Source organism: Candidatus Nitrospira salsa, assembly GCF_965152625.1.
This window is the reverse complement of record NZ_CBCUCO010000002.1, coordinates 106760-118770: the sequence shown is the minus strand read 5'-3', so window position 1 is coordinate 118770 and position 12011 is coordinate 106760. Positions and strand designations below refer to the sequence as shown.

The 12011-nt window shown below is 47.6% G+C and carries 11 protein-coding genes; all 11 read right to left on the bottom strand.

The features are described from left to right. Positions 1 to 400: 400 nt before the first annotated feature. The 11 genes from ACWQXP_RS02420 to ACWQXP_RS02370 all read right to left on the bottom strand — a co-directional run bounded on the left by ACWQXP_RS02420 (position 401) and on the right by ACWQXP_RS02370 (position 11829). The gene (locus ACWQXP_RS02420; protein WP_454061244.1) at positions 401 to 844 is read right to left on the bottom strand and encodes a flagellar FliJ family protein; all 444 of its coding nucleotides are present in this window, start codon (positions 842 to 844) and stop codon (positions 401 to 403) included. Beyond that, positions 841 to 2193 (bottom strand): FliI/YscN family ATPase, encoded by a 1353-nt coding sequence (locus tag ACWQXP_RS02415; RefSeq protein WP_454061243.1) that lies wholly within the window; start codon positions 2191 to 2193, stop codon positions 841 to 843. Before ACWQXP_RS02415 ends, ACWQXP_RS02420 begins: the two co-directional genes overlap by 4 nt. Continuing rightward, a complete protein-coding gene (locus tag ACWQXP_RS02410; RefSeq protein WP_454061242.1) occupies positions 2162 to 2866 on the bottom strand; it encodes a FliH/SctL family protein in 705 nt (234 codons plus the stop codon). Before ACWQXP_RS02410 ends, ACWQXP_RS02415 begins: the two co-directional genes overlap by 32 nt. Then, positions 2847 to 3842 (bottom strand): flagellar motor switch protein FliG, encoded by a 996-nt coding sequence (gene fliG, locus ACWQXP_RS02405; protein ID WP_454061241.1) that lies wholly within the window; start codon positions 3840 to 3842, stop codon positions 2847 to 2849. The genes ACWQXP_RS02410 and fliG overlap by 20 nt, the downstream gene beginning before the upstream one ends. A 1-nt stretch (position 3843) precedes the next feature. Continuing rightward, positions 3844 to 5472: a flagellar basal-body MS-ring/collar protein FliF gene (fliF, locus tag ACWQXP_RS02400; protein ID WP_454061240.1), complete on the bottom strand. Its 1629-nt coding sequence runs from the start codon at positions 5470 to 5472 to the stop codon at positions 3844 to 3846. 155 nt (positions 5473 to 5627) lie between these two features. Next, positions 5628 to 5933, bottom strand: coding sequence for a flagellar hook-basal body complex protein FliE (gene fliE / locus ACWQXP_RS02395; protein ID WP_454061239.1), 306 nt, complete (start codon positions 5931 to 5933; stop codon positions 5628 to 5630). A gap of 28 nt (positions 5934 to 5961) precedes the next feature. Next, complete coding sequence (gene flgC, locus ACWQXP_RS02390) at positions 5962 to 6405, bottom strand: flagellar basal body rod protein FlgC (RefSeq protein ID WP_454061238.1); 444 nt, start codon at positions 6403 to 6405, stop codon at positions 5962 to 5964. Between the two features lie 84 nt (positions 6406 to 6489). Then, complete coding sequence (flgB, locus tag ACWQXP_RS02385) at positions 6490 to 6903, bottom strand: flagellar basal body rod protein FlgB (protein WP_454061237.1); 414 nt, start codon at positions 6901 to 6903, stop codon at positions 6490 to 6492. Positions 6904 to 7221: 318 nt separating this feature from the next. Further along, positions 7222 to 8604, bottom strand: coding sequence for a sigma-54-dependent transcriptional regulator (locus tag ACWQXP_RS02380; protein ID WP_454061236.1), 1383 nt, complete (start codon positions 8602 to 8604; stop codon positions 7222 to 7224). After that, positions 8601 to 9770, bottom strand: a complete 1170-nt coding sequence (locus tag ACWQXP_RS02375; RefSeq protein ID WP_454061235.1) for a sensor histidine kinase — start codon at positions 9768 to 9770, stop codon at positions 8601 to 8603. The genes ACWQXP_RS02380 and ACWQXP_RS02375 overlap by 4 nt, the downstream gene beginning before the upstream one ends. Positions 9771 to 9783: 13 nt before the next feature. Continuing rightward, positions 9784 to 11829, bottom strand: a complete 2046-nt coding sequence (locus tag ACWQXP_RS02370; protein ID WP_454061234.1) for a tetratricopeptide repeat protein — start codon at positions 11827 to 11829, stop codon at positions 9784 to 9786. Between the last annotated feature and the right edge of the window lie 182 nt (positions 11830 to 12011).

Below are 12011 nucleotides of genomic sequence, written 5' to 3'. Positions count from 1 at the left end.
AACCCAGTAGGTCCTGTCACGATCCCGCTGGAGCCTGGGCGAATTTTGCATAGTCGCTACTCCTGTTCTTGCCTATACGGTCTAAATTTGAATCCAGTAGGTCCTGTCACGTTCCCGCTGGAGCCTGGGCGAATTTTGCATAGTCGCTACTCCTGCTCTTGCCTATACGGTCTAAATTTGAACCCAGTAGGTCCTGTCACGTTCCCGCAGGAGCCTGGGCGATTTTTCATAGTCATTCTTCCCACTCTTGCCCATACTTCGCTGATCAGTTCTCAAACGAGAGTTAAATGATCTCGCCGGAAACCAGGTGAAATTTGTTTTGAGTGAAGTGAGACCTAGATCAGCCATACGCTATTGTCTATTAAATTAAAACAATAACAAACGAGAGACTCCGTGTTCCTTATAGCCACCCTTCACGGGCCATGGTCACATGTTTATGTGCTGTCGCCTCTTCCATCATCGCCTGCTCCTGTTTGGCAAGTTTTTTCATATAGGCGGCCTCTTTTTTCTCAATAACAATTTCAACCACCCGTCGGGCATGATGCGCCGTTTGCAAGCGTTTCCTCAGTTCTCCAAGCTTATGATCAATCTCTTGCATCTTCCTCGCTTGCCTCTCCAACAGCCCCCCCGTTTCATCAAGCCATCGAAACCGCTGCTCGGCAAATATCGTATCTACTCCGTTTTGTAGACTTCGATCTAAGGACACAGCCAAATGATCAATCTCATTTCGCAATTGTTGTGTTTTGGCCTCTTCACGTGATTTCTCTAATTCTGCGAACATCACTTCTTCTCGAATCACATCTTCAACTTGCTTTCGAAATCGTAGTAACGTGGTCCAATTCATGCTCGGCCTTTCTCACTCGCATGCGCTAAAGAGACTTGCTTCGCGTGTTCCAACAATTCATAGAGCGCTTGAACGCTTTCCTCTATGCTGACTCGATTCTCTCGCTGCTGCGTTAAAAACTGACGAATATGATCACGCATCGTGATCGCCACATCCAATTTGACATTGCTACCCGGTTGATACGCACCCAGATTGATCAATTCTTCTGAATTTTGATACACCGCCATGATTTCAAGAAACGACCGGGCTGCACTAAGGTGCTCGGACGAAACCACATCGGACATCACACGACTAATACTGCTCAGAACATTGACCGCTGGGAAATGACCTTGAGTTGCTAAATTTCGGTCTAACACGATATGTCCATCCAAAATCGCTCGAACGGCATCGGCAATTGGATCAGTCAGATCATCACCATCGACGAGGACCGTATACAAACCGGTAATCGAACCACCTCGAGCCGGGCCAACACGCTCTAAGACTTTTGGGAGAAGATTAAAGACCGATGGCGGGTACCCCTTGGCCGTTGGGGGTTCTCCGACGGCCAACCCAATCTCCCGCTGTGCATGGGCTAATCGAGTCACGGAATCCATCATGAGGAGGACATGCTGCCCCTGATCACGAAAATATTCTGCAATCGCCGTCGCAAGCAAGGCACCGCGTAATCGAACAAGCGGAGATTGATCAGAGGTGGCGGCAATCACCACTGACCGCTGCAACCCTTCAGAGCCAAGCTCTCGCTCAATAAATTCCTTGACTTCTCTTCCACGTTCACCGATTAGCGCAATCACATTCACGTCAGCTGATGCATGACGACTGATCATGCCAAGCAAGACACTTTTCCCCACTCCACTTCCTGCAAAAATGCCAAGCTTCTGGCCAACACCACAGGTCAGTAAGGCGTTTATCGACCGAAGACCGAGATCCATAGGTTGGGCAATTCGATCACGCTCAAATGGCGTAGGAATCTGTCCCACTAACGGATAGGTCTCAGTCTGAGGAATCGGACCTCGCCCGTCGATCACACGACCCAACCCATCTAAGACACGGCCCAGAGACCGTGGTCCGACTCGAACGTGTGAAGCCTTGGCTTCATAGACAATACGGTCTCCAGCGCGAATGCCTTGCATGTCTCCATATGGCATGAGCATCACACGACCCTGTCGAAACCCAACTACTTCACCTTCCGTGAGCAGTTCTCCAGTTTCTTTCACAATTTGACAACTCTGTCCCACAGAGACTGGTGGTCCTGTCCCTTCCACCGTCAAGCCGACAGCGTTCACGACTCGTCCATACACGGTAATCGGATCCGTTTCGTTAAGACGTGGAAGAAGGCTCGACAGTTTCATCTGACTCACTTTGTGGCTGTAACGCTTCACCAATAATTTTTAACTGTGATTCAATGCCAGCATCAATGGACAGCCCTTCCGTTTGAAGAAGACATCCCCCCAACTCCATCGCTGGATCACTTTCAATTCGAATGGCAGGGCTATTCCCATCATGAGTCATGAGATGCGACTGCATGGTTTGAAGATACTCAACTTCGTCAGGATGAACATACAGACACACCCCACTGGAAGTTGCAAGATTTTTTAAGATATGACCAACTTGTTCCAGCACAATATCCTTATGCGTGGACGCTTCACGATGAATGACTTTTTTCGCGATAGCCAAGGCTAACTCAACCAAATCTGATTCGGCTTGGTGCAACATCCTCGCCCTTGCCTCTTCAACCTGCCCAACCAACATCAGCGCTCGCTCTGTTTCCTGTTCGACTTTTTGACGACATTGTAGTGTCCCCTCTTCAATCCCAGCGACTCGTCCTGCTTCAAATGCCTGTGTTTGAAGAGCCGAGCAATCGTGTGGCAATTCCACCTCTTCGACTTTTTCTTGTTCCTCTTTCGAGACGTGATGCTGACCAATGTTCCTCATGAACATCGGTATGAGTTCGGTCATCTCGAAGGAGTGGACGGCCAGTCGTTGATTCTCAGATTTGATCACCTTAGACCATTTGCTCTTCACCCTTACCTCCAAGCACCACGCGACCTTCAGCAGCCATTTTCTGGACAATTTTCAAAATATTCTGCTGCGCCGATTCGACATCACTCAATTTCACCGGACCTCGACTTTCCATATCTTCTTTCAACGACTCAGCCGCACGACTCGACATATTCTTCAGGAATTTTTCTTTAAGCCCATCATCAACGGCTTTTAACGCCAGGATCAGCTCTTCTTTACTAACATCACGCAAGACTTCCTGCATACCCCGATCATCCACATCCTCAAGATCTTCGAATACGAACATTTTGGAGCGTATCTCTTCGGCAATTTCCGCATTTTTCTCTTCTAATGCCGCCATGATTTCACCCTCAACATTTCGTTTGACGGAATTAAGAATTTCGGCAACTAACCCTGTTCCCCCAACAGCCACGGCATTTTTAGACGAGCCAGCACGAAGTTCATCTTGAAGCACACCGTTTAATTCCTCGAGCATATTGGGCGAAACTTCTTCCGTCGTTGCCATTCGATAAACAATGGCATCGCGCTTATGGCTAGGCAAGAGCGCGAGCACCTGACCTGACTGATCCGACTCGAGGTTCGAGAGAATCAGCGCACCGGTTTGAGGATGTTCATACGACAACATATTTGCAATGGAGGCAGAATCCATGGATTTTAATGTTTCAAATCCTGCATTCTCTGACGTATTCAATGAACTGAGAATTCGTCTGGCCTTATCCTTCCCGAGGGCAGAATTGAGAATTTTAGAAAGATATGTCTTTCCTTCAACAGAAAGACCTGATGCCCCTGCCTGTTGAACAAACTCTCGCAACACCGTGCGGTGTTCATCTTGCCCAACATTCACCATGCCCCCTAAATACGCACCAATAGCTCGAATATCCTTTTGATCCAAAACTTTTAATACTTCGACTGCTGCATTCTCACCAATGGCTAGAAGCAGAATCGCCGCCTTTTCATAGCCAGACAATACCAGTGCCATCTTAGGCTTTCTCCGCCTTGTCTTCCTGCTCCCCCTTTATCCATGTACGGATGACATGCGCCGCTGTTGTTGGATTATCCGAAGCTAATTTGATGGCATGTTCTTCAGGCGTTTCTGTAATTTCAGCCTCATATTCGGCGACGGTTGCCGGCAACCCGACTTGCGGAACAGGTACCGGTTCAGATGGAGGAGTGATGAGACTCGTCACCATAGGACGCACCACGAGTAGTAACACGAGCAATCCAAGTACCAGAAAGACCGCGGGCTTGATCAACCCTCCCCATGTCGCCAAGAATGAGTGCACCACTGTCGCAACGTGTTCATCACCTTCCGTCAACGGGGTCGCCTCAAACGGGGTATTGACCACTTCGATTTCATCACCACGTGATTCTGAAAACCCGACAGCTTTCTTTACAATATCCACGAGCTTACTCATTTCCTCTTCAGAGCGAGGAACATACTTCAATTCGGCTTCATCGGCATTCGCTTCAGCATCTGCGCCCTCAACAGGAACATACGTCCCATCTACCAACACCGCCACAGATAAACGTTGAATGGAGCCTGTGGGTTCAACAATTTTGCTCACTTTTCGATTCATTTCATAATTGAGGACCTCATTTTTACGTTTGGCCTCTTTGGGTCTTCCACTTCCCCCTGTCACGTCCCCATCATTCGGCACATTACTCCTGACACCAGGTACGCCTGAAGGGCCGGAATCTTCTATGACTTTTTCTTGACTGCGATTTTCACTTCGAACAACCTGACTTTCTGGATCATAAGTTTCTTCCGTCACTTCTACTTGACGAAAATCTAGCTCCGATGAAACACGAACGACAGACTTATTTCGACCTAAGACCTTATCCAACATGGTCTGCACTCTCTGTTCAAGATCGTGCTCGACATTTCTCTGCATGTCCACTTGCGTCGAGGTCAATTGCGAATCTTTCTGTCCTGCCGTCTTACTCAACACTTGCCCATGACTATCCACAACCGTGACATCACTTGGAGTCAGCCCTTCGACACTACTCGATACCAAATGCGTGACACCTTGTACTTGTCCTTGCGACAAGGCCGCTCCTCGCCGTAAGGTCAATACGACCGCAGCCTGAGCTGGTTGCTTATCAGAAGTAAATAATCGACGTTCCGGAAGAACTAAATGTACCCGTGTCCGTTCGACTTCACGTATTTGCGAAATCGTTCTCGCCAGCTCACCCTGCAAGGCACGACGGTAGTTCATTTTCTGTACAAATTGGGTGACGCCTAACCCGACACGATCGAAAATTTCAAAACCCACACCACCGGTTTCTGGTAACCCACTCGAGGCCATTTGCAACCGCAATTCATGAACTTGTTCACTCGGAACTTTAATCGTGTCACCACCCTCTGATAATTCATACGGAATTTTCTGACTATCAAGCTTCGCCACAATGGCCTGCACATCTTCTCGTTCTAAATCGGCAAATAGCACTCCCATATCTGGCTCTTTCCCCATTAATCCCAAAACAGGAATGACGGCAATACCCAAGGCCAACAAGACCACCAACCCAACACGCTGAGGCATGCTGAGCGCTTGGAAATTATGAAGAATAGTTTCTGGGAGGGTCTTGGGACGTTGAATTTCTTCAGCCATAACTCAAATACAAAAGAAGTAGATAGTAGAGAGGAACGCGCACCATCATCATGGTGAAGGGTGCAGCATCGTATATACCTCTGTAACGTTTAATGTTGCTCACTTCATTTCACACTCTTTAGGTGCATCAATGTCTCTCATACACGTGACAGAACTCACACTTGCATTCTGAGTACTTCTTGATAAGCTTCCAGCAGCTTATTCCGCATGGTCATCATGAGCCGAAACGACAACCCAGCTTTTTCGCCAGCAATAATCGCGTCATGAATCGCGACATCCTCTCCCCTGGCAACGGCACCCTCAAGTCTGTCCGATTGATGCTGCAGTTGGTTCACCGACTCGACCGCACTTTTCAGCAATTCGCCGAAACTTGCACCATTTGCTTGAGTCGGTCCTCGAAGCGCATCTTTCGCGATCGACTCAAGAATCGGATCAAACCCACGAATTGAAAAATCTTCCATTAGGGGCATCCTTCAATACAGGGGAACATTATCGTCCCATTTCTAATGCTCGCATGGTCATTGATTTTCCGGTCTCCAACACGGCTAAATTCGCCTCATACGCACGAGAGGCCGACAACATATTGGTCATTTCTTCAATGACATTCACATTCGGTAGCTCAAGATACCCCTTGTTATCAGCATCAGGATGTTGAGGGTCATAGACTTTGCGAAAAGGGCGTTCATCCAACACCACTTTTTCAATATGCACGCCACTAGGTTCGGCTGAACGTCCAAAAGCCTGAGAGAAAACCGACATAAATGGAGAAGACGGTGATTCAGCCCGAAACACGACATCCCTTCGTACATAGGGACCACCATTGGGTGATCGCGTGGATTCGGCATTCGCAAGATTCCCTGCGATAATATTGAGTCGCTGACGCTGAGAGTTCAGCGCCGACCCGACCACATTAAACAAACGATCGACATTCATACGAGAACCTCCTACATACAAGATAACCTTGGAAACCACGTCGCTTTCGCGTGTGCTTCACGTCTCACTGAAATCGCACCGGCCTTAACCATTTCGGCCCTCACCAATCGCCGAACGCCATCCATCAAACCGACCTTTCAAAAATTGACTCACTGCCATATACATCATGGTATTTTCAGCCATCTGAGTCATTTCTTCTTCCAAATTGACGGTATTACCATCCAGACCACCACCAGAGTTCACAACATTCACATGTTGAAATACCTGATTTCCTGGAGTCGAAATTGAAAGGTGGCGTGGATGTGTACGCCTGGTGTCAAATGGTGCTTCTCCTCGTTGCAGTGATGCAAGCGTTTCATGAAAGGGGAGAATACGGTTTTTATATCCTGGTGTTTCTTCATTAGCTAAATTGGAGGCAATAGTTTCATGAATGGCACTTCGTACATTAAGCGCCCGTTCATACAATACTGACCCACTATCCCAGATAGAATTCACCATGGTCCCCCTCCATACTCATTAAATAACAACGCCCCCCCCGCATGTGTTGCGTCACCACCTCACATTGTCCTATCTTCAGCAACCCTGATGCCAACGTTACCCATAGGTCGACATTGTCAGAAAAATGACCGTATTGACGACTGAGGACAATTAATGGGCATCTTCCTTCTCGATATATGACATCAATAAGAGACAGAGTAAAAAAATCATTGTGACATTTTTTCCTATGAGGTAGTATTTGCCGGGTCGCTCACTCAACCCCGACCCTTCACTCTTGAGTATATTCTCAACGAGTTTCATCACGACAACCGACCGTCGCTACAGTTCAAGGCTCTCTCCCCCATTTAACTGCCGATACTCACGTAATTTATTTCGTAAGGTACGAATACTAATCCCTAATGTCCGTGCGGCATGTGTTCGGTTTCCGCCATGTCGATCTAAGACTCGAAAAATGAGGTCGCGTTCCATTTCCCAAATCGAGCCTGTCGGTTGTGACGACGGAGCTGGGGTGCTCAATGTCGGTTCTTCAAATGTGACATGTTCCATCCGTAATGGACCGGAATCCGACAACAACACGGCCCGTTCAATCACATTTTCAAGTTCACGAACGTTTCCACGCCATCGACGGGTCTTTAAGTAACTCATGGCTTCTTCCGTAATACTGGTGCTCGGACGACCATTGCGTTGACAAGACTGTTGAGCAAAATGTTCGACTAACACTTCGATATCCTCTGGACGTTCGCGCAGTGACGGAATGGTCACCGGCATCACGCTCAGACGATAGTACACATCTTCTCGAAATCGCCCAGCCTGCACTTCTTGCATCAAATTTCGATTGGTCGTGGCAATCACACGTACGTCAACAGAAATCGGTGTACGGGACCCCAAGCGATCGACTTCACGTTCTTGCAAAACACGTAATAATTTTGCTTGAAGGCCTAAGGTCATTTCGCCAATCTCATCCAATAAAAGTGTGCCTTGATGAGCCAGTTCAAACTTTCCGCACCGACGAGCCAACGCGCCGGTAAACGCGCCCTTTTCATACCCAAACAACTCACTTTCAAGGAGACCTTCCGGAAGTGCTGCGCAATTGACCGCGACAAAGGGCTGATTGGCTCGTGGACTGTTTCGATGAACATAGCGAGCCAAAACTTCCTTTCCTGTCCCGCTCTCGCCTTGAATAAGGATCGTGGCTTGACTCGCGGCAACGGTCTCTAATGTCTTTAATGTCTGCAGGACACGCTCGTTCCGAGTGAGAAATCCAACCGACTCGGCATCGTGACCAGCTTCGGACGAACTACCGGATACATGTTCTCGTACATTACTTTTAATCCGCGAAACAATTTCCTCCAATTTTTCAGCCCGAAATGGTTTTTGAAGAAACTCGGTCGCTCCTAACTTGAGAGCTTCCACTGCTGTTTCGACTGAACCAAAAGCAGACATCATCACGACCGGCACTTGATTTCCAGACAACCTGATATCGCGTAACATGTCGATACCGCTTTTCCCTGGCAAATTTACATCAGCCACTATCAGGCTGGCCCCATTCCGTTGAAGCCATTCCAGGCCTTCGCGGCTGTCATTCACGACCGAAACTGAATACCCATGTCCGCCTAAGGTTTGAGATAACGCCGTTTGTAAATGGACATCATCTTCCACCACTAAAATGGGTTGCTTGTCATACCATTCCGTTTGGGTCATGCAGGTCTCCTCTGTTGTGGAAAGCATAAGGACACGGTAGTCCCTTGCTGTTCCCGGCTTCGTACATCAATCGTTCCATGATGTGCATCCATCACATCTTTGACAATGGAGAGTCCAAGTCCTGTTCCATGATTCTGTTTTGAATAAAAGGGTTGGCACACGTAGGGAAGCTCATCCGCGTTGATCCCACAGCCATAGTCACGAACACAGATGTGGACATCATGGCTTTCCTCTTGTAATTGACCATTGGACGGTGTTCGCCTCACCCTCCGACATTCAATATCGATATCCGCACCCTGAGGTGATGCCGAAATTGCGTTATGTAAAATATTGAGACAGGCTTGCTGAAGTAGCACATGATCGCCTTCAATCATTTCGGCATCAACAGCCACTCGCCTTCTTATCGTCACTTGCCGATCTTGAGAAGGCTGGGTCAGGAGAAGTTCGACTTGATCAAACAGGGTATGAACCTGGACTTTGTCAATTCTGGCTTCACGTGTTTTTGCTGTCGCCAACAAATCATCCACAAACTGCTCAAGAGTTCGGATTGATTGAACAAGATGATGACCGACTCGTTGGTGTTCAGCGTCGTTACACATACGTCGCTCAACTAATGAAGCAAATAACTCAATACTCGCCAATGAGTTTCGAAGATCATGTGAAACTTTGGCCACATGTTCTCCCATTACTCGCATACGTTCGTCTTTCGCAATCTGAGTCGAAACAGGTGCCGTCTGATCTTCACAAATAAATCGCACGATCAAACAAGGCACGGTTCCTGGCTGTCCCAGGACTTCCTCCCAACAGTTCAAGGTGCGTCCATGATGAGCCACGTGCATACATGGAACTGAGGGCCATCCTAATTGTCGCCAAGCCTTATCGAGAGACCGTCCTTTCACCATAATTTCTCCAAGTCCCGGAATTGCTCTGGCGGCTCGATTCACTTGCTGAATAGTTCGGTCGTGATTCATGAGTATCGCCGAAATCGGAAGGTACTCGAAAAACCGATTCATTTGCTCACGAAGTCTTTGTGTTTCTGCAAACTTATTTTTCAGCCCAATAGACACGGCTTGTAATTCGAGATCGAGGTGTTGCACTCGATCAAGGACACTCTGGTGAGCATCTTTAAAATAATCTTGTATCGTTTCCATCGAAGAATGATTCATAATGAGTCGTCGCTTACGAGGCGTTACTGGTTCGATGATATTCATCCAGTACGGCAGACGCCGCAGCTCGTATCGTGGATTCTAATTCCGCATCATTTTGACCAGGTTGTCGAAGACGGTCTAAGAGTGGGGTTGCCGCAGCCTGCTTTCCTGTTTCTTGGAAACACAATGCCAAGCGAAACTGCGCCCACGTTTTGACTTCAACCACTGCTTCCGACTCTCCAATCGCTTGATACAAATTCTCAGCTTCTGCATAGCGTTTCTGCTCATACAAGAGATCAGCCAAAGATAATTGCGCACCAATTGAAGTAGGATGATGCTCCAGCACATAGCGATAGTCTTCAATGGCTAGACCGAATTTTCCCAAAGCCTCGTATGTATGAGCCCGTTCAATACGAGCCATCTGTTGCTTCTGATTGTCTGCGCCACGCTCTATCACTTGCGTAAATTGCGTAATGGCCTTCGTGAATTTTTGTTCAGAGACATCCACGCGTCCAAGAGTCAAGAAAATATCGTCCCTGAACTGACCTTTGGGATAGGCCTGGATATAGGCCTTTGCTGCCTGACGAATCCGATCAATCTCACCAAGTTCATGTGCCAGGATGACTTGTGTCGAAAGAATTTGTTCTTTGATTTTTTTAGTAGGATTTTCCTTCAACATGTTGTCGTACCACTTCAACGCCTCTTTTGAAAGACCAATCTGACGGTAGGCCTCTGCCAACATTCGCATCCACTCAAGGTTTTGGGGGAGAGAACGTACGAGCAATTGTTGCTGCTCATAATATCGAATGAGTTCCACCCATTGCTGTTGTTGATAATGGGATTGGAAGGTTTGCGATACCTTGAGAGTGAGAATATTTTGAGCATTCGTTTTCCAAGGTTCAGTCTGACCAAACAGCAGCAATTGTCTATAGGCCGCCAAGCCCCCCCCCTCATCTCCAATTTCTTGATATCCCTTCGCTAGCCAGAATTGCGCTTCATCTGCCACATCAGCTTCAGGGGCTTGCGCCAACTCCCTGGAAGACTCAACGACTCCATCCCACGACACCGACAAATAGATCTCTAGCGCATTCAAACGATCGTAGAGAGTTTTCCATGCTTCTTGAGAATGGTCGGAACCTAAATACGAAAAAACCCATCGCGTCAAGGCTGCGTGTCCGCGACGTCCAGGTTCACGTTGTGGATAGCGAAGCGAGGCTTCTTGAAAAAACCAAAGTGCCGCCATTTCATGATCGCGTTCCAGCAAATACTGAGCAATGTTATTTAATGCAAACCCGGCTTCAATTTTCTCTGGATGAAGATTATAGGTCGTGAGATACCACTTCATCGCCTGCCCAGGGTTTCCCACCTGAGCGATACTCAATCCATAATGATAAGCGGAAGCCGCAGATGACCGAATCAATTGAGGCTGTTCAACATCAACGACTTGATACCAATAATAGGCTTGATCCCAAGCATGCGAAAAGGCTGTCGCATCGGCTAATCCCAGAGCGCCTTCCAGATGGTACTGAGTCCACTTTGGCTCCTGAACCAACCGCCGAAAAACGAGAGAGGCTTCGATATACTTCTTTTCTTCTAAAAAATTTATTCCTGCGTTCAATAACACCCCACCGGCCAGCGGATGGTCGGGATAGGTGCTCAAAAATTCTTCGAAGACCCCGTTGGACTCAAGAGCCCATCCCATTTGATCAAAAAGTTCACCCACACGACACAGTGCCCATGGCGCATAGGGACTCTGAGGATGTTCCTTCCGTTGTGCAAATAAACGTTTAATCATCGCTAGGACTTTGGCATCCGGAACATCTTCAGGATTTGGTAAGGATGCCACTGCGTATTGGGCCCCTTCAGCAAATACGCCTTCCGGTTGTTCCTGTAAAAATTTCAAAAACAATTCTCTTGCAACCACCAGTTCTCCATCGACCATCGACTGCTGAGCTCTTCGAAACATCTCTGGCTCGGCCATTTCAGAAGGATAGTGCCACTCGAATTCCGAACAAGATGAGGCATAACTCAACATCGGCGACATAAGAAGACTCGCAACAATATAGATCCAATACACAGACGATGACCCTTGATAATTCTTAGTATGAAGGTGAATAGCAAAAACTAGACCGAGAGTATTACTTATGAACACTCAAGCTCATTATGCGAGTCAACATATTGGAAACACGGACAAATATATGAAATGACCAATGAGGAACGACGATGACTTTTTCGTCAAATGCTTGACGGTAAGGTCAA